Source organism: Mesorhizobium sp. L103C131B0, assembly GCF_000502275.1.
Classification (GTDB): Bacteria; Pseudomonadota; Alphaproteobacteria; order Rhizobiales; family Rhizobiaceae; genus Mesorhizobium.
Genome location: NZ_AYXC01000003.1, coordinates 379,353 through 401,868, shown reverse-complemented (window position 1 = coordinate 401,868; position 22,516 = coordinate 379,353). Strand labels below are relative to the sequence as shown.

Sequence of the window (22,516 nt, the reverse complement as noted above, 5' to 3'; positions counted from 1 at the left end):
AGCGGCGGCACCACACGGTCCGTCATCAGCGGCTTAGATTTCGATACTCTAATGAATGGGGCTGTGGCAGACTGGCCAGGCACGTCAGCCAAGGCGTTGCGGAGCGTAGGCAAGTGAACGATGCCGCCTTTGAGAGCTACGGCGTGAGCCACAAGGGCTGCGTGCGTGACCACAATGAGGACAGCTTCCTGGTCGAGCCGCGGATCGGCCTCTGGGTGGTGGCCGACGGCATGGGCGGGCACGAGGCCGGAGAAGTCGCTTCGGCAAGCATTGTCGAGCATCTGGCGACGATCGGCATCGCCAGTTCGGCGCCGGATCTGCGCGCCCGCTTTGAGGATCGGCTGAACCGGGCGCATGCCGAGATCCGCCGGATTTCGCGCTCACGCGGCGTGACCATCGGCTCCACCGTTGCCGCACTGCTGGCCATGGACGGCAGGTTCGCCTGCCTGTGGTCGGGCGACAGCCGCGTCTATCTCGTGCGCAACGCCGCGATCTCGCAGATTTCGCGCGACCACACCGAGGTCCAGGAACTGCTCGACAGCGGCGCGATCAGCGCGGCCGAAGCGGAGAACTGGCCGCGCCGCAACGTCATCACCCGCGCCATCGGCGTCAACGACGAAATCGCCATCGACTTCCAGCAGGGAGAGACCCTTGCCGGCGACATTTTCATCCTCAGCACGGACGGCCTGACGGCGCATGTCAGTGACGCGGAGATTGCGGCTGCAGTGCTCTCGGCAGCGCCGCAGGCTGCCTGCGAAAAGCTACTTTCCATGGTGCTTGAGCGCGGCGGCACGGACAACGTCACCATCGTTCTGGTCAAGATCAGAGACAAAGGCAATGGCCTGTCCCGAGCAGAAGGCCGCGACCGATGAGCTCCGACGACAAGACCCGGCTATTGCCCAACATGGCGGATACCAGCGTCGGCACGCAGCTCAGCGGCATCTACGAGCTCGACGAACGCATCGCGTCGGGCGGCATGGGCGAAGTCTATCGCGGCCACAACATCCAGACCGGCGATCATGTCGCGATCAAGATCGTGCTGCCGGAATTCGCCCGCGATCAGACGATCCTGTCGCTGTTTCGCAAGGAAGCCTCGATCCTCAACCATCTGTCGCATGACGCGGTCGTGCGCTACCACGTCTTCACCATAGATCCCGGCATCGGGCGGCCCTATCTGGCGATGGAATTCGTCGACGGCCAGTCGCTGTACGACGTCATGCGCGGCGGGGCGATGGCGACTCCGGATGTGCGCAAACTGTGCCACCGGCTGGCCTCGGGCCTGAGCGCCGTGCACCAGGCCGGCGCCATCCACCGCGATCTGTCGCCCGACAACATCATCCTGCCGGGCGGCCGGGTCGAGCGGGCAAAGATCATCGATTTCGGCATTGCGCGATCGGCCGCGGTCGGTGGCGAGACGCTGATCGGCGGCAAGTTTGCCGGAAAATACAATTACGTCTCCCCCGAGCAGCTCGGGCTCTATGGCGGCGAGGTCAGCGAACAGTCCGACATCTACAGCCTGGGGCTGGTGCTGGCGGCGGCGCTGCGCGGCAAGCCGATCGATATGGGCGGCTCGCAATACGAGATCGTCGAAAAACGGCGGACCGTCCCTGATCTCTCCGGCATCGATGCCGATTTCAGGGACATCGTCGAAGCGATGCTGCAGCCTGACCCGGATGATCGACCGGCCAGCATGGCCGAAATCGCCCGGTTGACGCGCGACGACAGCGACGCGACCTTGCCGCCGGCATCGCTCGCGCCCCGGCCCGGTCTGCCGCGAACCGGGCAGACCGCAGGGCCTGTCTCGAAGATCGGGGACTCGCCGGCCCAAGGCTTCGGTTCGGCCCCGCCAAGCGGCACGGCGGAGCCGTCTTTCGTGCCGCACGTGCGCCCGGCGCACCTGTCGCAGCCGAAACCGGCTGCTGAAACTCCCAAGCGAGCAAGCACACCGCCGAAGCGTGCTACTACAGGCAGAAATCTGACGATCGCGGTGCTGGCGGCGGTGGTCATGGTATCGCTTGGAGGGCTCTATGCATCGGGTATCGTGGGATTCGGAGACCGGCCTCGCCTCACCGACACCGGCAAGCCGCTCCAACCCGAACTGACAAAGCCGATCGTCGCTGACAAGCCCGCTCCGGCCACTCCGCCGGTCGAGAAGACGGTGCCAAAGCCGCAACCAGCGGAGACTGCGGCTGAAGATCAGGCCAAAGCGCCGGTCGAGCCGCAGCCGACGCCGCCAGTCGCGTCGAGCGCTACGGCCCCGCAGCCGGCCGAACCAACCGACAAGACCGTTGCGCTGCAACCGCCATCCGGCCCGTCGAAGCCCGATGCCGCGAAGAACCCCGAGCTTGTCAGTCCGCCGGTAGAGCCCAAGGCGACAGCGCCAGCCACGCAAACACCTGAACCGACGGCCGAGGCCCCCAAACCCACAGCACCGACGCCGGAACCCACCGCTCAAGCGCCCGAGCCCAAGGCGCGGGCGCCTGAACCGACCGCGGAGCCTAAGCCGAGCCAGCCCGATATCGCCAGCGGTGAGCAGGCCGACAAGCCGGCAGAGCCCGACATTGCCATGAACGTGCCCAAGCCGGAGGTGCCGCCACCGGCCGATGCGGCCGCGGAGCGGGTCACCTGGGTACGCGCCTTCAATGGTGGTGATTGTTTTTTTGCGACGGTGACGTCGGCCGCCGACAAGGGTGTCGCGATCGAGGGCTTCGGCACGTCGGTGCCACCCTTCGAACAGTTGCTTGGGGAATTCCAGGCGAAGTTCCATGTCGAGCCGGATATCAGCGTCCGCCTTATCCAGCCCCCGCAATGCGGGATCACCGGCTTCCTGCGTTTCATGGGCGCGAGCACGGCCGACAGGCCGCAGCTTGTCCTCGACCAGACATCGGTGCCGGACGGCTCGCCGATCGACGGCACGCTGGTGACGCATGGCGGGCTGGTGTCGAGCGTGTTCCTGATCGACCACAGGGGCATCGCCTTCAACCTCGACGATCATGTTGTCGTACAAGCCGACAAGGCGACCTTCTCGATCCCGATCGGGCTCGGCGCCGCCGACAAGGCGGCAGGCAAGGCGTTGCCGCAGATCATCATGGTGATCACCGGGCCGCAGGACATAAAGGCGGCGGACTTCACAACGCCGACGCCGGCCTCGGTGCTGTTGCCCAGGATACTCGACGAGATCGGCGCCAGGAGTTCGGCATTTTCGGCGACCGCCAAATATTTCCGCCTCGGCGGGTAGCACCGACGCCGATGCAACGCCGTCGCCGTGATCCCGTCCTGCTTGCCCGGAACGTGCGGGTGAAGCTCTCCGCGAGCGCGGTCGCGACGCTATTGCTGGCGCTTCTTTCCACCGGGCAGGCGCGCGCCGAATTCACCGTCTGCAACCGGACGCTCGACGTCGTCAATCTTGCCGTCGGTCAGAAGGTCGACGATGCCGACCAGACCGATGGCTGGTGGACCATCGGCGCCAATCAATGCGTCAACGTCATTCGCGAGGAGCTGACCAACCGCTACATCTACATCTACGCGACGGATGTCTTCGGCCACGCCATCCTGGCAGGCTCCACCGACATGTGCATCGAGCGGCGGCGGTTCTCGATCCGCGGCATCGATGAATGCTGGCAGCGCGGCCATATCGCGGCGAAGTTTCTCGAAGTCGACACGCAGGAACAGGTGCGCTGGACCTTCTTCCTGACCGGAAGCGCACCGTGACGCACAGCATCGACACCAGCTTCAAGGCAAAGAAGCAGGCGCGCGCCGCGCTGCGCAGGCGCAGGATCTGGATCGGGCTGGCGGCTGGCCTGGCGACAATCGTCCTCGCCGCGATTGCCACCGGCTTTTATCTTACCGCCGACTACTGGTCGTTCGGCGACGAAGACGAGGAACTGCACGCCGTCGAAGGCTCGGACGACGTGCCGGCCGACGCATCGGTCTACGTGCCGGCCATCATCGACCTTGCCGGCGACCCGATGTGGATCACACTGGCGCCGGAGGCGGGCGCCGCCAAGAGCCGCGGGATGCCGCGCCCGACGGAGCTCGACCAGGCCGGCATCTCCCCTCAGATCATGGTTCTCTCCGACGTGATGCTGAGCGCCAGCGAAAAATTCATGACGACGATCCCCTCGACGCAGGAGGATTTCGCCTTCTTCCAGGCGCAGCGGAAGACCGCGGTCGCGCCACCCGCCGAAACCGGCGATCCGCAGAATGACCTGCAGAACGATCTGAAGCCATCGCCCGGCGCGGACGGGGCTCCGGCGGCCTCCGGCCCAGCTCCTGACCCGCAGGTCGCTCCGGGTGCATCGACGGCGGCCGATGACCCCGAGGCCGGCTGGGGCGAGACCATCGATGAGGGCGAAGCAGCACTCCCCGCCTTTCAGAAGACAGCGGTCGAAAACAACACCAGCGTTGCCAACGTCAGCTCGGAATACCAGCGCTTCGAGGCGACCCAGGACATTTTCGTGAAAATCCTCAATGACCGCAGCCTGGACAGCGTGGCGCTCGATGCGCATTTTTCCGCCGACGACGCAAAGCTTGCCGGCGAGGCGCTGAAGGCGCTGTTCGACAAGAACGGCCTGCAGCCTGGTTATGTCGTGGCGATGCGCGGCTTTAGGCCGACGCGCGAGACCACGACGATGTCGCTGATGCAGGTCTCGATCTACGCCAGGAACGTCTTTGTCGGCACGCTGACACGCAACGCGGCCGGTGCCTTCGTGTCGGGCGTCGACCCGTGGGTGCGCGAGGACCTGTTCAATTATTCGGGCGCCGAGACCGAAGGCACGCAGAAACGGCAATACCGCCTGCTCGACGCGATCTATTCGACGGCGGCCCGCAACAATGTGCCGAGCGGCATCATCGGCGAAGCCATTATGTATCTGTCGCGCGGACAGGATCTGGATGCTTTCGCCAGCGAGGACCAGCGCCTTGTGCTGATCTATTCGCAGACGCCGCGCGGCAAGAACGAGACCGACGGACGGGTGCTCTATGTCGGTATACAAGGCACGCAAAAGAGCTTGGATTGTTTCGTTTTCCAGCAGGGCGACGGCCAGTTTTCCTGCGTCTCGGGCGATGACCAGGTGCGCTCGCTGACGGTGGCCAACGGCATGGTGACGCCGGTCAACGGTGTCATGACGTCGACCTTCGGGCCGCGCAAGCATCCGATCCTGGGCGTTGTTCGCATCCACAAGGGCGTCGACTGGGCAGCACCCGTGGGGACCCCGATCGCAGCAGCCTTCGACGGCGAGATCATCTTCCAGGGCGACGGCGGCGGCTACGGCAATGTGGTCAAGATCGCCCATGGCGGCGGCCGCGAGACGCGCTACGCGCATATGTCGAAATTCGCCATTGCCAGCGGTGTCGGCACCAAGGTGAAGGCCGGCGACATCATCGGCTATATCGGCACCACCGGCCTGTCGACCGGGCCACATTTGCATTTCGAACTCTATCAAAGCGGTCAGGCGATCGATCCGCTCGGAACAGTGACCGCTGCAATCGCCGTCACTTCCAGCGATCCCGCCGTCGAAACGCTGACCGACCGTATCGTCCACGTCGAATCGGGCGGTAGCGCGCGGGCCAAGAACCCGCTGTCTTCGGCGACAGGCGCCGGCCAGTTCATATCCAAGACCTGGATCCGGATGATGAACACCTATCGTCCCGAACTGGCGCGCTCGCTGTCGACCGCAGACCTGCTCGCTTTGCGCTACGACGCCACCATCTCGCGTGAGATGGTGCGCAATCTGGCGCGCGAGGGCGAAGCCTATCTCAAGGCGCGTGGCCACCAGATCACCGCCGGCCGGCTCTATCTCTGCCATTTCCTCGGTATGGAAGGCGCCCATCAGGTGCTGGCGTCGCCGGGATCGGCGCAGTTGAGCGCCGTGCTCGGCTCGTCCGTTATCCAGGCCAACCCGTTTCTTGCCGGCAAGACCGCCAGCTACGTCGTCGACTGGGCGGAACGGAAGATGGGCCGCAAATTGCCGACGCCCGCCACCACCGATGCGGGCCAGCAGACGACGGAAGTCCGCCAGACATCGCCGGAGTTCGAAAAATACAAGCAGGCGATAACGGCACTGGTCGGCTCGACCCAAAATGCGCTCGAGCCGGGCTAGAGCGGGCAGTTTGCCCCGGTTTTCGCCAAGCCGATTGGTTTTGAGGCCGGCGAATGGTATGTTTGCGGATATTTGGGAAGGTTTTTGGGTCCTTGTGAACCAAAACTGTGGCTGGGATCACATACGCCCAACAGCCATTTTGGCAGAAGCGATACAGTCGCTGGTGAAATTTAGCATGCGCAGCCATCAATAACGCGCCCCATTGGGGCGGAGGGCCGATCCCATGAAAGCGTTTGCCGTCCTTTTGAGCGGAATTGTTCTGTTAGTGCTGACCGCGCTTGGCACCGTCCAGGCGGCGGCGCCGGATGCCGGTGGCGTCAAACGCGTCGCGCTGGTCATCGGCAACAGCAAATACGTCCATGCCGTCGAGTTGCCCAATCCGGCCAATGACGCGCATCTCATCGCATCGACGCTGCGCAATGCCGGCTTCGAGGTGATCGAGGGCGTCGACCAGGACAATGCCGGCATGCACAGCCTGATCAGCAAATTCACCGAGCAGTCCTACGATGCCGACCTCGCCGTCATTTTCTATGCCGGCCACGGCATGCAGGTCGACGGCAAGAACTTTTTGATCCCGGTCGACGCCGAACTGACGTCACCTGCCTATCTCAAGACCCGCACCGTCCAGATCGACGACTTCATGGCCGCACTGCCGCCCGACCCGGCGGTCGGCGTCATCATCCTCGATGCCTGCCGCGACAATCCGCTGGCACGCACACTGGCGGCCGCGATGCCGAAGACCCGCTCCACCGCGCTGGGCACCGGCCTGGCGCCGATCGACCCTAAATCAGAGGGCGTCGGCACCGGCGGCATCCTGATTGCCTATGCCACCGACCCGGGCGCCATCGCCTTTGACGGCAACGGCGTCGACAGCCCCTACTCGACCGCGCTCGCCAGGCACCTGACCGAACCCGGCGTCGAGATCCAGAGTGCGCTGACGCGGGTGCGCGGCGAAGTGGCCGAGACCACGCAAGGCCGCCAGCGGCCATGGCACAACGCATCGCTGGGCCGCGAGGTCTTCCTTGGCAAACCGGCCGCCGAAGCCGCACCGATGGTAAAACCGGCCGCCGATGACGCGAACGCCGCGGCAGCGCCCGCTCCTGCTCTCGTCACCAGCGAACCGCCTTCGTGGGAAGTCGAGCAGCGGCTTTGGGACGAGGCCTCGAAGCGCAACACCGCGCCATTCTACGAAGCCTATCTCGAACAGTTCCCGAATGGCCGCTTCGCCACGGTGGCGCGGCTCAACATCGATGCGCTGAACGATCCGAAAGCCCAGGAACGGCAGGTGGCAGCGCTCGATGCCGACGAAGCGAACTCGGGTTCTGCCGTGCGCACCTCGGTCGGCATTTCGGACGACATGAAGAAGGTGCTGGGCACCGAGGCGACGGAGAACGCGATCGGTCTCGATCGCCAGGGCCGCATCGACCTGCAATTGCGCGTCGAGGCGCTGGGCAACGAGCTTGGCCGCGTTGACGGCAATATCGGCGCCAAGACCCGGCAAGCGATCGGCGACTGGCAAGAGGGGAACGGGCTGCCTCCGACCACCTTCCTGACGCGCGAGCAACTGGCATTCCTGGTTATCCAGACGGATCCGATGATGGAGGCCGTGCGTGCCAAGCATGAGGCCGACCAGACCGGCGTGGACAAGCCGAAAAAACAGATGGTGCAGAAGGCCCGCACGCTGAAGCCGGTGGCGGAAAAGCCACGCAAGAAGCAGTACGCCCAGAAGCCGCGCCGACAACAGCAGTTCGTGCAGAAAAGGCGCAACCGGGAGGTCGTGCGCGAGGATGAGCCGCCGCCGCGGGACAACAATGATTTCCTGACCAAGGCGCTGATCTTCGGCACCGGCGTAGCGGTCGGCGGCGTGCTCAAGAACTGATCGATCACATCGAACGACAAAAACGCCGCGTGTCCGTTGGACGCGCGGCGTTGATGGCCGGAAAACGCAGCCGGCGACGCTACTGCGCCTTGATCCGCATCTCGACCCGGCGATTGACGGGATCGTAGGGGTCGGGGTTGCGTGGATTGGCCTCGCCGAGACCGACCGCCTTGATGCGGGTGGCTTCGATGCCGTTGGATTCGAGGAAGGCCGTCACCGACTGCGCCCTGCGCTGCGACAGCCCCTCATTGTAGGTCGCCGAGCCGGATGCGTCGGTATAGCCTTCGACGACGAAGGACAGCTTGCTCAGCCGATCGTCCTTCAGCGCCTTGGCGAATTCGTCGAGTTCGCTGCGCGCCTTGGCGTCGAGCTCGGACGAATCCAGGCTGAAATTGATCAGCATATCGAGGCCGGTCTTCTCCGGAGGCTTTTCTTTCTGGCCGGTCTTGCTCTTGCACTCGTCCTCGGTGCCGACACAAATCCCGCGTGCCGCGCCGTGATCGATCGTGCCGGCAAAGAACTTCACAATGTCTTCCGATTTCTGAAGTGGGTCGGCATAGACGTGAGTCGAGAAAAGCACGGTCGCCAATGCCAAGACTGAAATGTGCCGCTGCATAACGGTTACTCCCGTTTCGAGCATCCGATTTTCACTCAGGCCCGATCCATGGATCCGGGCCAACTCTTCCTGTTCGACAATGATCTGTCGAGATCACGGTCGGCTGTGGAATATACCAAACCGTGAGGCGTTTGTCTGTGAACAACGTCATGGACATGTGGTGGTCGACAGACTTGACCCGCGCCTCGCAGGCGGGTTGAGTGAGGGCTGGGGGAGGATAACAGCAGCGATGGTCAACGGGCTTCGATTCCAGACCGCACGCGATCTCTTCGCCGCGAACACGGCTGTCGCCCGGGACATGACGGCCGTTCCGACCGACCAACCCTCGCTCGAGTTCTGCCGCCGGCTGATGGCCGGGCGCATCCCCGAGGAAGCGATTACCTTTTGCGCCTATCTCCTGCCTGACCGGGCCGCAATCTGGTGGGGCCATGAGTGCCTGGGGCATCTGACCGAGCTGCTCGAAGAGCAGGACCTCGCAACGCTGACACTGATCCAGGAGTGGGTCGGCGACCCCAACAATGCAACCCGCCGGGAGGCTGTCGCCGGGGCGGCGATGACGCAGCAGCACACGCCTGCCGGCTGGATCGCGCTAGCGGCGCAACGGCACATCAATGGCCTGACGCCGCAGACCAACGGGTCGAGGCTGCGGCCGCTGCCGGCTGCGCATGCCGTCAATGCCGGCATACTGGCCGGACTGGCGCGGGTTGCGGTGGCGGACCGTTTCTCCGTGCTCACCGCCTTTGTCGAGATGGGCATCCATCTGGCCGAAACCGAGGCGCTGCGCCGAGCCTGATTGCTCTGGATCGTGATGAGATTTCATTGAAATCTGATCCAACCCATTGTTGGCGGTCTCATTTGCAGCCGTTTTGCGCCCATTTGCCGAGTGCCACCTTGAAGCGCGTGCCCAGCGGGTGTTGCAGGCGCAACACCGAGGCATCATTGGTGACGTAGGTCTTGGCCTGGTCGCACAGCCGCTCCTCGGTCCATTGATGACAGTTGCTGCACTGGTTGTCCCAGACGGACTTTTCCAGGCCCTCGACCGGACTGAAGTGCGGCTTGCCCTGGATGAGTTGGGCGATGCTCTTGCCGTCGATCGCCGGGTCGCCGAAATTGACCGGAACATCGAAAAGGATTGGCGCGTCCGAGCCCAGCTTCGGAATTTCCTCACGCAGCTGTTCCAGCGCCTGCTCGCCGGCGTCCGTACCCGGCGGATTGGCGGCCGCGCCGGTGCGCGCCTGCGTATCGCCTTCGGGCGCAGCCGGGCCGGAATCGCCGACGATCAGCGGCGCCTTGAGATCGACCTTGTGAAGCACGACATCGGTGGTCAGCGAAACGTTGATCCAGGGCCGCTGGCGTCCGGCTGTGGCCTTGAACACATCCGACGTAACCCGGTTCATCGCTTCGGTGATCGAGACGTTTACCTCGCCGATATGGGCAAGCAGCGCCGCCGAAAATGGCGAGTGCTCGCCCGGTCCGTCATAGGCGAGCTGGTTGGGACTGGCAGCGAAGGCGACCAGCGTGCCGGCGCCGCCATTCTCGATCGGTATTTCGGCAAGGCCGCTGCTTGCCGTGCTGTCGCCGCCAGTCTCCTTGGCAAGCACATCGGCGAGCGGGTTGTCGCGGCAGGCGTCGAGGAACACCAGCCTGATGCTGGTCTCGCGCGACATCTGCCGCAGGATGAAGTCCACCTGCACGGCTTCGAAGTCGAGCGAGGTCTCGTCCTCCAGCGCCGCATCGACAGGCAGCAGGTAATTCCTGCCCGAGACCTGCAGGCCATGACCGGCATAGAAGAACAGCGCGATATCGGCGCCACGCACCTGCCGCGCGAATTGCGCGATCTTTTCCTGCGTCTGCGCCTTGGTGAGATCGAGGCCGGAGACGATTTCGAAGCCCAGCCCCTTCAGGCGATCGGACATTGCCTGCGCATCGTTCACCGGATTGGGCAGCACCGGCGCGTTCCGGTAATGGGAATTGCCGAGCACCAGGGCGATGCGGCGTTCGGCACTGGCCGCGGTCATGGTAATGGTCATGGTCAACGCAAGCGCCAGCACGGCGAGGCCGATGCCGCGCATGAAGTTGCCGCAACTTGCAATCATGTCCAAACGCACCGGATTCCTTTTCGGTTGACGGGCCTTCTCAGTTAAGGACCGGCTCAGTTGGAGAGCGGCGTGGCGGAGAACTCGATCCGCCGGTTCAGCGCCTTGTTCTTCGGCGTATCGTTCGGCGCCACCGGCTTTTCCTCGCCATAGCCGGAAGCCGTGATCTGCGCCGATGGAATGCCCGCAGCGATGATCGCGTCGGCGACCGCCTTGGCGCGCCGTTCCGACAGGTTCTTGTTGGCCGTCGGCGAGCCGTCGGAATCGGTATGGCCCGAAACCTCGACCTTCAGTTTCGGACATTTGCCGACGACGCCGACCACCTCGGCCAGCAGCAGGCGGCTCTTTTCATCGAGCCGAGCGCTGGCTGGGCGAAAATAGACGGCGCCGGTGCGCGACAGCACCTCGAACCTGTTCAGGCATTCATCGTCGCTGAAGGACGTCTTGCCTGCATCTGTGGCGACCGGCCCGGCATCGGCTGGGGCTGCGGCCGCGACGGCAGGCGTGGCCGCAGGCTTGGCGCCATCAGCGGCGAAGACGAAGTCGAACGACACCGAAGCCGTCGGGACGATGCTGCTGACATTGGCCGCCTGCTGGAGTTTTTCGATGTTGGGCAACAGGCCGAAATCCTCGACATGCACGGCGACCGGCGCCTCCGAGGCGATCGACACCATGCTGTCGGTGATCATAGTGACCACGACACTGGCCTCAAGGTCCTTGTCGACGCCGTGCAGGCTCAGGCGAAACGGGATATGCGCGCTCATGCGCCGTTTGGTGGCGAGATCGGCAAAAGCGGCGGGATCGACTTTCGCCGTCACTTCCGCCGTCGGGAATTTGAAGGTTTCGAAGAACAGGAAGCGCATGCGGACATTGCGAAGGTCGATACCGGTGTCGACCGAGTTGAGGTCGAACGTGACCTTGGCGGCGCCATCCGATGTCAGCGTGCCCGAGAGGTTCCTGATCTTGTTGGTTTCGACAATGGTGTTCTTCTTCACCGATTGATAGGTGAGTGTCGAATTCGCCGGATCGAGCGTCCAGTTCAGCTGCGCGTTGGCCGCCTGCGGCGCAAGCAGCAACAGACCGAACACCACGACCACCAGAGCGGGCGNGCGGGCGGACGCCAGCGCTGCGACGACTTTCCATGCCTTACTAATCCGACGACCCCGAACATGCATGTCCCCCGTGACAACACATTTCAGTTGCGATGACGGCGGTCGAACGCCGTGACCTCAGCCAGCATAGAGCGTTAGCCGCGGCTTAGCGAGTAGCGGAGGCGTGATATCGCCGTTGCTTGCTCGGACAGGCCCCGGTTACCGGCTGGCCCACAACGCCCCGCGCTCGAAGATGGTGCGCATTTGCGGCACGGAAAACTCATCCGCCGTGTGGCCGAGCGCGCTGAAGAAGACGCGGCCCTTGCCGTAGCGGCGCTTCCAGACCACGGGCATGACGACGCCGTCGATGAAGTCGAGATGCTCACCGCTGAACGTCGTCGTCGCCAGCACCTCGTTGCTCGGGTCGACATGCATGTAATACTGCTCGGAATGGTAGGCGAAACCCTCGATACCCCTGACGATCGGATCGTCGCTGATGATGTCGACACGGTAGTCGATGATGTCGCCGGGGTGCGCGACCCATTGGCCGCCGGTCATGAACTGATAGTTCGGCTCGTTGCGAAAACTGTCGCCCATTGTGCCGTGGAAGCCGGCAAGGCCGGTTCCGCCGCTGACGGCGGCGGTGAGGTTTTGCAGCTCCGGTTTCTCGATCGTCGACATGGTGATCACCGGCACGATCAGATCGATGACCGGGAGCTGCGGATCGGCGAGCGCGGATGTGCCCTCTTCTGTCCGCACCTCGAAGCCATGCCCGGTCAATATCTCGCTGACGACAGCGGCGCTGCGGGCCGGCGTGTGACCCTCCCATCCGCCCCAGAAAATCAGTGCCGTCTTGCTCATGCTCGTCTCTCCTTTGGTCGGCAATATTGATAGGCAAGCGGAACGCTTTTGTCTTCCCTTCCATGATGGGCATTCTGGGACGGGCATTTCTGGTCGGAAATCACGACCCGGCGATGAATTCCGTGGATGAGGACCGATTGGCCGCGCTGGCGTCTTGTTTCAATGCCGGGCTGCACTCAAATCGGCTGTCTTCGCGTTTGCGCAGACATCGGTCCGATGCGCCCGCAACCAGCCGGAGCCTTCCGGGGAGACCGCTCTATGAGTTTCGACCAGACGACTGTCGCCGCCTATCTGGAAGTCATCACCATCAACCTTGTGCTGTCTGGCGACAATGTCGTGGTGATCGGCATGGCGGCCGCAGGCCTCGCCAAGGCGTTGCGGCAGAAGGCGATCATCGCCGGCATTGCCGCGGCGGCGGTGATCCGCATCGTCTTTGCGGTGATCGCGGTGCAGCTGCTGGAAATTCCTGGGATCATGCTGGTCGGCGGCATGCTTTTGTTCTGGGTGTGCTGGAACATGTTCCAGGAGTTGCGCTCGGCCGGCGACGGCGAGGACGTCGACACTGAAGCCGCAGCACTTGCGACGGCGCGGCCGGCCAAGGCGCTGCGCACCGCGATCCTGCAGATCGTCGTCGCCGATGTCTCGATGTCGCTGGACAATGTGCTGGCCGTGGCGGGCGCCGCCGCCCACGACATGAATGCGCTGGTGTTCGGTCTCATCCTGTCGGTGGTTCTGATGGCGGTCGCCTCGACGCTGGTGGCGGCGCTGCTTGCCAGGTATCGCTGGATCGGCTGGCTCGGTCTGGCGATCATCGTCTATGTCGCGGGAAATATGACTCTGGACGGCATCGAGCAGATGAGAACGGTCGACTTCCACGCGCTGCTCTCGCCAGCTGCAAGTTAGATCCCTCCTGGCGATCGAACGATATCGAAAATCCGCCCGGGATTGAGGATGTTGTGCGGATCGAACGCCGCCTTCAGCCGGCGCATGGCCGATATCTCGGCGTCGCTGCGCACGAGGTTCAGCCATTTCTTCTTGTCGAGGCCGATGCCGTGCTCGGCCGAGACGGCGCCACCGCATGCCGCCACGCCGCGATAGATAATCTCATAGGCGGCCGCCGGTTCCGTGGTGTCGACCTGATAGTGCAGATTGCCGTCGCCGAGATGGCCGAAGACGTAGATCTCGGCGCTGCTGTCGACGGCGTGGATCGCGGCTTCGGCGTTGCGCAGGAAATCCGCCATGGCCGCCAACGGGATGCTGATGTCGACGCCGAGCATTCCCTCGATCGCAAACAGGAATCGGTTGGCCTCTTCGCGCACATCCCATAGCGCACGGAATTCGCGCGGCGACTGCGAGACGACCACGTCGTCGACGATGCCGTCCTCGACCGCCTGCATCAGCACCGAAGCGAAACGCTCGCCGTCCAGCTCGGCCTGGCTGCCCTGGATCTCGGCCAGCACATAGACGGGCGCGCCGACAGGCAGCGGCGCCGGCGCGGCCATGCCGGCAATCATGGCGCCGTAGAGCGGCGAGAAGTTTACCTCATAGGCCGAAAGCAAGGGCCCGAGCCGCTGCTTGAGCAACCCCAGCAACGCAATCGCCGCCTCCAGCGAGCCAAGGGCGCAAAAGGCGGCAACCTCGGTGGCGGGCTTGGGATGCAGCCGCAGGCAGGCGCGAGTAACCACGCCCAGCGTGCCTTCGCTGCCAATGAAAAGCTGGTTGAGATCGTATCCCGAATTGTCCTTGGCCAGGCCACGCAACGAAGTCAGGATCGAGCCGTCGGCAAGCACGGCCTCCAGCCCCAGCACCTGGGCGCGGTACATGCCGTAGCGCAGCACGCGAATGCCGCCAGCATTGGTGGCGATGTTGCCGCCGACCGTCGCCGTGCCGCGCGCGCCGATATCGACGCCGAACATCAGGCCGGACGCATCGGCCGCTTCCTGCACCATTTGCAGCGGCGCGCCGGCTTCCGCGATGATGGTTGCCGCGGCGCGGTCGGGCGCTTCGACCGCGGTCATGCGCTCCAGCGACAGTACCGCTTCGCCCGGCTGCACGCGCGCGCCGCCGGCCAGCCCGGTGCGGCCGCCATGGACGACCAGCTTCTGGCCGATACCACTGCATAGGCGCAGGATTTCGGCGACGTCGGCGGCGTCGCGCGGACGCAAGACCAGTTCGGGCTGGCCGCCGCCCTTGCCGGAGAGGTCGTCGCCATAGCGCGGATCGATAGCATCGCCGATCACAATCGCGGCGGCATCGAGCCGACGATATAGCTGGGAAAGAAGCCGATCGATCTGTTGTGTCATGGTGCCTGGACTTTTCAGCGCTCTTTGTGACCGAGACTTTGATGCGCGACAATTTTCGCGTCAATTGAACAAATTTACGCACGGTATAATCTGTCATTGCGCGTTGAACCCACTGACGTTTCCTGTAAATTTCGTCTGCCGTTGCGTGGCGGACGCGCCGGCTGCAGGACCGTGGGCAGCGTCAAGGGATGACCGAGGTTCTGGCGCGTGCCAGACGAGGATTGAATGCCAATGACGCACAAGACGATGGAGGATTTCGCCCGCTCCTGCGGCGTCTCCAGGCCGACGCTGTCGAAATATTTCGACGATCCGACCAGCGTCAAGCCGGCAACGCGCAAGCGCATCGAAGAGGCGTTGCGGTCGTCCGACTACCAGCCCAATCTGTTTGCCCGCAACCTCAACCGCAAGCGCACCCGCGCCATCGGCATTGTCGTACCGACGGTCACCGATCCCTTCTATTCCGAAATGGTCAGCCGCATCGAGCTCAGGCTGCGCGACGAGGGCTACTGGCCGATCGTCATCTCCTCGCATGGCTCAACCGAGCTCGAAATGGAGGCGACACGTACCATCCTGTCGCTGAAAGTTTCGGGCGCGCTGATCGCGCCGCTCGGCTTGCGTTCGGACCGGCGCACGCTGGAGAAGCTGACCCAGACAATGCCGGTCGTCTATTTCGACACCTATCTTGAAGGCGGCACGCCCTTTGTCGGCAACAACAATGCCCAGAGCGTCTCGACCATCGTCGACTATCTCTGCCGCTCCGGCGACGCCCCGATCTATTTCGACATCCCGCATGTCAATCACAATTCGCCGGAGCGCCTGAACAGTTACGTCGCCGCGATGCGTCAGCTTGGCCAGGAGCCGGTGGTTATCGGCAACACCCGAGACTACACATGGGATTTCGAGCGCATCGGCTACGAGCAGATGGAACAGATGCTCGGGGCCAGCGGCCTGCCGGGCAAGACCATACTGTGTGCGAATGACCGCCTGGCCTTCGGCGTGATGGCGGCAGCCTTCGCGAAAGGGCTGAAGATCGGCCGCAAGGCCGATTGCGACCTGCGTATCGCCGCCCATGACGACCATCCGCTGAGCCGCTACACCTGCCCCGCACTGACCACCATCGCGCAGGATTTTGCCGCCATGGCGGGGCGCAGCGTCGAGACACTGCTCGCTTTGCTCAACGAGGATACGGCAAACGTCGCGCCGAAGGTCAGCCTCGACGCCGCCCTGGTGATGCGTCAGTCCGCTTGAGCCTTTCCAAAGGCAGGATCGAAGCTTCGCCACGCGGCAATGGCGGCGGCAACCGCCTGTCTCGCTGCCGGGCCGTGACGGCCCATCGAGACGAAGCCGTGGATCTGACCGGGCCAGTGTTCCAGCACGACCGGCACGCCGGCCTGCTGCAGACGCCTGGCATAGGCCTCGCCTTCGTCGGCGAGGATGTCGTGACCGGCGATGGCGATGAAGGTGGGCGGCGCACCGGCGAGGCTTTCCGCCTTCAGCGGTGAGGTACGCCAGTCGCCGATGTCGGCGGCATTGCGGACATAATGGTCGCGGAACCAGGCCATGGTCGAGGCGGTCAGGCCAAAGCCTGCGGCGAAGCGGCGATAGCTGTCGGCCGTCTGCCCGGCATCGGTGTTGGGATAAAACAGAAGCTGCGCTGCCGGCGGATTTTTGTCCCCCCGCGTGAGCAGGCCGAGCACCGTGGCGAGATTGCCGCCGGCGCTGTCGCCGGCAACCGCGATGCGGGCAGCGTCGATGCCGAGTTCGTCCGCGGCGCTTTGCATGAAGGCAAGTGCCGCTCGGCAATCCTCTATTGCCGCCGGGAATTTGTGTTCCGGCGCCAGCCGGTAGTCGACGGAAACGACGACAGCGCCTGCCTCGTTGGCGAACCAGCGGCAGATCTCGTCATGCGAGTCGAGATTGCCGATCACCCAGCCGCCGCCATGGAGATAAAGCAGCGCCGGAGCGCCTGCCGAAGGCGCGCCCTGCCCGCGATAGATCCTGAGCCTCAGCGGACCGCCGGGTCCTGCAATGATGCGCTCGCTGATCGACGCGACCAGCTCGCGCTCGCCTTGCAGGGTCGGGAAGCCTTCATTGTAGGCGCGGCGCGCCTGCTCAGGCGTTCCCGTTTCGAACGGCGGCGCGCCGGCCTGGCTGCCGAGCTCGAGCACATGCCGGGCCTCCGGATCTAGGGGCGACGGGGACGGTGGCGATGGCGTCACGGGCGAACCTCCGTCAGGCAAGCAGGGTTGCGGCTTCGTCTTCGCCAAGCAGCGGCGGCTGGTCGACCGTGCCGTTGACGGCAACCGAGCCACGGCTTTCGCCCGAAGCCAGGATCGCCTCCATGATCTCAAGCACATGCAGCGCCAGCTCACCGGAGGCGCGCGGCTTTCTGCCCGTGGCCAGCGCGCGCGCCAGATCGGCGACGCCGAGCATGCGGTAATTGGCGCGGTCGGGCGCGGAATAGGGCCAGTTGCGGGCGCCGTAGAGTTCGCTCTCGCTGGCGAAAACGGCCCAGTCGGCGCCACGTTCCGACAGCGAGACCGTGCCGCCGAACGTGTCGGGATCGGGCAGCCTGAGCGAGCCTTCGGTGCCGTGCAGTTCGATCGGATGGTTGGAGTGTTTGAACACATCCCATGAGGCGCCGAAGGTGACGGTGGCGCCCGAGCGGAATTCGAGCAGCGACATTATGTTGGTCGGCGTGCCGACCTTGAATGTCGTGTTCTTGAACGGCCCGTCGGCCGTGATCAGCCTCTCCTCCTGGCCGCGCGTCGCCATCGCCATGACGCGCTCGACCGGCCCGAGCAGGTTGACCAGCACGGTCAGGTAATAGGGACCCATGTCGAAGACCGGGCCGCCGCCGGGCTGATAATAGAATTGCGGATTGGGATGCCAGTGCTCCATGCCGCGTCCCATCATGAAGGCGGTGCCGGTCACCGGCTTGCCGATGGCGCCGTCATCCATCAGCCGGCGCGCGCGGCGGCCGGCTGCACCCAGGAATGTGTCCGGCGCCGAGCCGATCAGCAGGCCGCGCTTCGCGGCCTCGGCGACAAGGCGGCGGCCGTCGGCGGCGGAAGTTGCCAGCGGCTTTTCGGTGAAGACATGCTTGCCCGCCGAGAGCGCTGATAACGAAATGTCGAAATGCGCCGCGGGGATTGTCAGGTTCAGCACGAGGTCGATATCGGGGTCGGCCAGCAGCGCGTCAACGCCCAGGGCGCGGATGCCGTATTCCCTGGCGCGCAGCTCAGCCATGTCAGCGGAAATGTCGGCGCAGGCGCGTAGCTCGACACCACCGAAGAGCGCTGCATTGCGCAGATAGGTCATCGAGATGTTGCCGCAGCCGATGACACCGATGCCGAGCTTTGTCTCTGATTTTCCGTGCATTTCCAGCTTTCCTCCCAAGCCAAGGGCATGCTGCGCAACCGTTGCAGTTCCCACGACCCCCCGCAATCCGCTATACAGGACTTTAAATGTTGACGCGCGTAAAATTTTTATAGAGCATGTGAGAGTTCTGGCGCAGGATTGGGAGGCCGCCAGCGTGAGGAGGAGAACATGACCGGCATGAAAAACGGCCGACGGCCGCTGCGAAGCCCGTGGGTCATGCGCGCTTTCCGTCGCGCATCAGAGACCGGGATGGGTTCAGGCATAGATCACCTTGGCCCCGATCCTATCAAGCTCGCTGCGTATTGGACCGGGCAGGCCATCGTCGGTGATCACCACATCGACGGCCGACAGCGAAAATGCCTTGGACGTCCCGCTGACGCCCCATTTGCTCGAATCGGCGAGCAAGACAACGCGCCGGGCCATGCGAACGAGGTTTCGCTTCGTTCGCGCCATGTCTTCGTTCACGTCGACCACATCCAGTGACGAGTCTATCGCATGCGCTCCAACAAAGACCTGATGCGCTACCAGGCCGCCGAGAGCCGTATCGGCATCGGTGATCAGCGTGCTCACCGTGTCGGGATAGACCCGGCCGCCGATCATATGAACGTCGAGCCCGGGACGATGCATAAGATGCTGCACGATGTTCATGGCCGTGGCCGCGACCACGACATTGCTGAGCGGCGGTAACTGCATGGCAAGCTGCATCAAGGTCGAGCCACCGTCGAAGATGACCGACTGGTTGTGCTCGAAAAGGTCGAGCGCCGCCCGGGCGATGCGCTTCTTTGCGTCGAGGTTCGTTTGCATCCGCCGCGCGAACGCGGCCGTCGTCGAATCGGTGGTCCGGGTCACCGCCCCTCCACGGGTCTTGGTCAGCAGTCCCTTGCGGTCCAGTATTTCGAGGTCGGAGCGCACCGTGACCTCCGACACGCCAAACCCGTCCGACAGGTCCTTGATGCGAACCTGTCCGCTGCGTTGCACCTCGCCCAGGATCGATTGGCGTCTCTGCTCCGACAACATTGCCCTGCCCTTGCCTGCCTGCGCCGAGCAATCGCGCCGGCCTCGGCTCACCTTACGGAGAAATATGCAGATTCGAAAGCTTTCGAAAGATTGTTTTTCTTTTTTCTTTCGGAAACACTGGATCGAGCATTTTTAAATCAACCGATCAGGGAATTTTGGACTCATGAGCCTAGGAACCAAGGTGCGCCTCGCGCGCCTCTTCTCGCATCCATCGGGGAACCTCTTTGGCGGCGCGGTCGACCACTTCGTCGGCTATGGCGACGTGCGCAAAGGCGGCCTTGCCGACCTGCCGGGTGCGCTCGCACGCGTCATGGCGGGCAAACCCGACTACGTCAGCATCCAGCCTGGCACCGCGCGCCATCTGTGGCCGCAATATGCGGGCAAAGCTTCCCTGGTGATTCAGGCGGGCTGCTTCACCGCGGACGATCGCATCAGCGAGTTGATCGCAACGCCCGAGGACGCGGTGCGCGCGGGGGCCGATGCGTTGGCCGTGGCCATTCCGGTGCGCGGCGCGACGGAGGGCAAATACATACGCTGGCTGACCGATTCGGTAAATGCGGCGGCCCGCTACGGCATGCCTGTGGTGGCGCATATCTACCCTCGCGATTTCACCGACGGAGCAAAGATCGTCTTCACCCCCGACGAGATCGCCTATGCGGCGCGCATCGGCTACGAGTCCGGCGTCGACGTGATCAAGATCGGCTACACCGGGGATTTCGAGTCATTCAAAGAGACCGTCCGGACCTGCCCGGTGCCGGTTGTCATCGCGGGCGGTCCAAAGACCGATACGCTGCTCGGCGCGCTTCAGCAGACGGCGGACGCCATCCGTGCCGGCGCGCACGGCGCCGTGGTCGGCCGCAATCTCTGGGGGCACGGCGATCCGGAGAAGGCAGCGCTTGCCTTTCGCGGCGTCATCCATGACGGCCTTTCGGCGCAAGACGCCCTGGCGAAGGCGGGTGCCTGAACGATGCCCACCATCCCCTCGATCCTCGGCTTCGGCGCTATTGCGATCGACGACATCGTCTACGTCGATCAGCCATTGTCGGCGGGCAAGGGTAAGGTTCTGCAAAGTACCCGCGCCTTCGGGGGAAATGTCGCGACGGCGCTGGCCGCTGTCGCGCGGCTCGGCGGAACCGCCGGGTTCGTCGGATGGCTGGCCAGTGCCGCGGACGACGCGGTGCAGCTCGATCTCGTGGCGAGCGGTATTGAAACCGCATTCGCGCCGCGCCATCCCGACGCGCGCCCGGTGCACTCGCGGATCACCGTCGGCTCGGACGGGGAAAGGTTCATCGCGTATGACGACGATGCGATGCTGGGCACCGCTCCGGATTTTCCGGACGATATCCTCAGCCGCGCAACCGTCCTGATCGTCGATAGCTATGCGACCGGGTCGCTGGATGTCGTGGCTCGGGCTCGCGATCTCGGCCTTGCGATCCTCGGCGATATCGAATGGAGCAGCGGCCCCGCCACGGAGCGGCTGATCGCGCTCTGCGACCATCTCATTCTTCCACTTAGCTTTGCACGGACTGCCACGGGGCGCCGATCGCCTGCCGAGATGCTCGATGCCTTGTGGTTGCCATCGCGATCCGCCGTGGTTCTGACCGATGGAGGCAGGGGTGTGTACTATCGCGGCCGTGAAGAGACAGGTCTCTGGCACCTGCCCCCGCACCGGGTTGCGGTCGTCGACTCCACAGGCGCGGGTGACTGCTTTCATGGCGCCTATGCCCATGCGTTGACGCGCGGAGCCGACACCGCGGGCCGGATCGCATTCGCGGCCGCGGCGGCGGCCGTTTCGATAACGGGGCGTGGCGGGCGCGAGGCGCTTCCGACCGAGGAGCAGGTCACGCAACTCCTGGCATCGGCGAACGCGCCGTCAGCAGTCGACCTGAAAAATGCGCATGTGGATGCTGGAGCATGACCTGAAACGATCCGACGAAACATTTCGCAGGCGAACACAAGCCCAGGAGAATCATAAAAATCAGGGCTTATACTTGTGGAGGGAGGAATATGGCAGAAGTCATTCTTGAGAAGATCTGCAAAACCTACGGGAACAGTTTTCGCGCAATCGACCAGTTGAACCTGTCGGTCAAGGACGGCGAGTTCTTGATCCTCGTCGGGCCTTCCGGCTGCGGCAAATCCACGGCGTTGCGAATGATCGCGGGGTTGGAAGACATCACCAGCGGCAGCCTTCGGATCGGCGGGGTCAACGTCGTCGACATGCCGCCCAATGACCGCGACATCGCGATGGTGTTCCAGAGCTACGCGCTCTACCCGCATATGACGGTATCCGAAAACATCGCCTTTTCGATGCGGCTGGCAGGCAAGCCGAAGGCCGAGCGCAAGAAGCGCGTGGACGAGATCGCCAAAACTCTTCAGCTGACGTCTTTGCTGGACAGCAAACCCGCGAACCTGTCAGGCGGGCAGCGTCAACGGGTTGCCATGGGCCGCGCCATGGTGCGCGAGCCGGCCGCCTTTCTCATGGACGAGCCGCTTTCCAATCTGGATGCGAAACTGCGTGTGCAAATGCGCGCCGAAATCACCAGCCTGCAAAAGCAGCTCGGCGTCACGACCATTTACGTGACCCACGATCAGATCGAAGCGATGACGATGGGCGACAGAGTCGCGGTGTTGAAAGGCGGTGTGCTGCAGCAGGTCGACACACCCAAGAGGCTCTATGAATCGCCGGTTAACGCCTTCGTTGCCGGCTTCATCGGCTCTCCTTCGATGAACCTTTTCGAGGCGACCCTGAAGGGCGGCGAGCTCGCTTTTCGCGACTTCGCCGTCCGGCTGCAGGATGCAGCCTTCGTGCGCAGGCCGGCCTTGAGGTCGTATGCGGGGCGCAAGGTCGTGTTCGGGATCAGACCGGAGGATCTTTATGACAGCAGCCTTGAATCCGGTCGCAAGTATCAGACGATACCGGCCAGGGTGACCTCGATCGAGGAACTCGGCTCCGAACAGATCGTCCACATGAACATCGACGCGGTCCGGGTGGACTCCGGCGATCCGGATGCGGTGGATGATTTCGGCCTGGCGTCGAACGCGGTGGCGAGGTTCGAGCCGATCAGCGCCGTCCGCTCCGGCTCGGAAATCCGGTTGGCCGTGGATGATGCCAAGTTCCATTTCTTCGATCCCGAAACGCATCTGGCGATCTGAAGATCTGCGGAAGACCGC

At 63.9% G+C, this 22,516-nt stretch carries 19 protein-coding genes; 11 read left to right on the top strand and 8 right to left on the bottom strand.

Annotation, left to right across the window (positions count from 1 at the left end):
• Positions 1-113: 113 nt before the first annotated feature.
• From X730_RS155670 to X730_RS155690, 5 genes are all read left to right on the top strand, one after another.
• On the top strand, positions 114-872 hold the full coding sequence (locus X730_RS155670; protein ID WP_023692196.1) for a protein phosphatase 2C domain-containing protein: 759 nt from the start codon (positions 114-116) through the stop codon (positions 870-872).
• Entirely contained in the window at positions 869-3,238 is a 2,370-nt protein-coding gene (locus tag X730_RS155675; RefSeq protein WP_023825965.1) for a serine/threonine-protein kinase, read from the top strand. Before X730_RS155670 ends, X730_RS155675 begins: the two co-directional genes overlap by 4 nt.
• Positions 3,239-3,249: 11 nt before the next feature.
• Complete coding sequence (locus X730_RS155680; protein WP_050588080.1) at positions 3,250-3,711, top strand: DUF1036 domain-containing protein; 462 nt, start codon at positions 3,250-3,252, stop codon at positions 3,709-3,711.
• Positions 3,708-6,101 (top strand): M23 family metallopeptidase, encoded by a 2,394-nt coding sequence (locus X730_RS155685; RefSeq protein ID WP_023754014.1) that lies wholly within the window; start codon positions 3,708-3,710, stop codon positions 6,099-6,101. Before X730_RS155680 ends, X730_RS155685 begins: the two co-directional genes overlap by 4 nt.
• A gap of 223 nt (positions 6,102-6,324) precedes the next feature.
• A complete protein-coding gene (locus X730_RS155690; RefSeq protein ID WP_023754013.1) occupies positions 6,325-7,980 on the top strand; it encodes a caspase family protein in 1,656 nt (551 codons plus the stop codon).
• A 79-nt stretch (positions 7,981-8,059) separates the two neighbouring features.
• Here X730_RS155690 and X730_RS155695 read toward each other — a convergent pair whose 3' ends face one another.
• Positions 8,060-8,596, bottom strand: coding sequence for an OmpA family protein (locus X730_RS155695; protein WP_023682635.1), 537 nt, complete (start codon positions 8,594-8,596; stop codon positions 8,060-8,062).
• A gap of 229 nt (positions 8,597-8,825) precedes the next feature.
• On the opposite strand from X730_RS155695, the gene X730_RS155700 reads away from it, so the two are divergent.
• Positions 8,826-9,389 (top strand): hypothetical protein, encoded by a 564-nt coding sequence (locus tag X730_RS155700; protein ID WP_023687008.1) that lies wholly within the window; start codon positions 8,826-8,828, stop codon positions 9,387-9,389.
• Positions 9,390-9,447: 58 nt separating this feature from the next.
• Here the strand turns inward: X730_RS155700 and X730_RS155705 are convergent, their stop codons facing one another.
• The 3 genes from X730_RS155705 to X730_RS155715 all read right to left on the bottom strand — a co-directional run bounded on the left by X730_RS155705 (position 9,448) and on the right by X730_RS155715 (position 12,644).
• The gene (locus tag X730_RS155705; RefSeq protein ID WP_023695269.1) at positions 9,448-10,692 is read right to left on the bottom strand and encodes a caspase domain-containing protein; all 1,245 of its coding nucleotides are present in this window, start codon (positions 10,690-10,692) and stop codon (positions 9,448-9,450) included.
• A 56-nt stretch (positions 10,693-10,748) separates the two neighbouring features.
• Positions 10,749-11,780: an OmpA family protein gene (locus X730_RS155710; RefSeq protein WP_245261326.1), complete on the bottom strand. Its 1,032-nt coding sequence runs from the start codon at positions 11,778-11,780 to the stop codon at positions 10,749-10,751.
• 222 nt (positions 11,781-12,002) lie between these two features.
• Positions 12,003-12,644: a ThuA domain-containing protein gene (locus tag X730_RS155715; RefSeq protein ID WP_023754011.1), complete on the bottom strand. Its 642-nt coding sequence runs from the start codon at positions 12,642-12,644 to the stop codon at positions 12,003-12,005.
• A gap of 258 nt (positions 12,645-12,902) precedes the next feature.
• Here X730_RS155715 and X730_RS155720 point away from each other — a divergent pair, with 258 nt between their 5' ends.
• Complete coding sequence (locus X730_RS155720) at positions 12,903-13,547, top strand: YjbE family putative metal transport protein (RefSeq protein WP_023754010.1); 645 nt, start codon at positions 12,903-12,905, stop codon at positions 13,545-13,547.
• Here the strand turns inward: X730_RS155720 and X730_RS155725 are convergent.
• Complete coding sequence (locus X730_RS155725; RefSeq protein WP_023825963.1) at positions 13,544-14,947, bottom strand: FAD-binding oxidoreductase; 1,404 nt, start codon at positions 14,945-14,947, stop codon at positions 13,544-13,546. The genes X730_RS155720 and X730_RS155725 overlap by 4 nt on opposite strands.
• A 225-nt stretch (positions 14,948-15,172) precedes the next feature.
• Between X730_RS155725 and X730_RS155730 the strand changes: the two genes are divergently transcribed.
• Positions 15,173-16,195 carry a LacI family DNA-binding transcriptional regulator gene (locus X730_RS155730; protein ID WP_031196730.1) on the top strand — a complete coding sequence of 341 codons (1,023 nt, stop codon included), beginning with the start codon at positions 15,173-15,175 and terminating at the stop codon, positions 16,193-16,195.
• On the opposite strand, the gene X730_RS155735 is transcribed toward X730_RS155730, so the two are convergent.
• The 3 genes from X730_RS155735 to X730_RS155745 all read right to left on the bottom strand — a co-directional run bounded on the left by X730_RS155735 (position 16,183) and on the right by X730_RS155745 (position 19,345).
• Entirely contained in the window at positions 16,183-17,115 is a 933-nt protein-coding gene (locus X730_RS155735) for an alpha/beta hydrolase (RefSeq protein WP_245261325.1), read from the bottom strand. The genes X730_RS155730 and X730_RS155735 overlap by 13 nt on opposite strands.
• A 64-nt stretch (positions 17,116-17,179) precedes the next feature.
• Positions 17,180-18,328 (bottom strand): Gfo/Idh/MocA family oxidoreductase, encoded by a 1,149-nt coding sequence (locus tag X730_RS155740; protein ID WP_023825960.1) that lies wholly within the window; start codon positions 18,326-18,328, stop codon positions 17,180-17,182.
• A gap of 255 nt (positions 18,329-18,583) precedes the next feature.
• A complete protein-coding gene (locus X730_RS155745; RefSeq protein ID WP_023724284.1) occupies positions 18,584-19,345 on the bottom strand; it encodes a DeoR/GlpR family DNA-binding transcription regulator in 762 nt (253 codons plus the stop codon).
• A 163-nt stretch (positions 19,346-19,508) separates the two neighbouring features.
• Here X730_RS155745 and X730_RS155750 point away from each other — a divergent pair, with 163 nt between their 5' ends.
• The 3 genes from X730_RS155750 to X730_RS155760 all read left to right on the top strand — a co-directional run bounded on the left by X730_RS155750 (position 19,509) and on the right by X730_RS155760 (position 22,498).
• A complete protein-coding gene (locus X730_RS155750) occupies positions 19,509-20,309 on the top strand; it encodes a class I fructose-bisphosphate aldolase (protein ID WP_023825959.1) in 801 nt (266 codons plus the stop codon).
• A gap of 3 nt (positions 20,310-20,312) precedes the next feature.
• On the top strand, positions 20,313-21,263 hold the full coding sequence (locus X730_RS155755) for a PfkB family carbohydrate kinase (protein WP_023825958.1): 951 nt from the start codon (positions 20,313-20,315) through the stop codon (positions 21,261-21,263).
• An 89-nt stretch (positions 21,264-21,352) separates the two neighbouring features.
• Positions 21,353-22,498, top strand: coding sequence for an ABC transporter ATP-binding protein (locus tag X730_RS155760; protein WP_023825957.1), 1,146 nt, complete (start codon positions 21,353-21,355; stop codon positions 22,496-22,498).
• Positions 22,499-22,516: the final 18 nt, after the last annotated feature.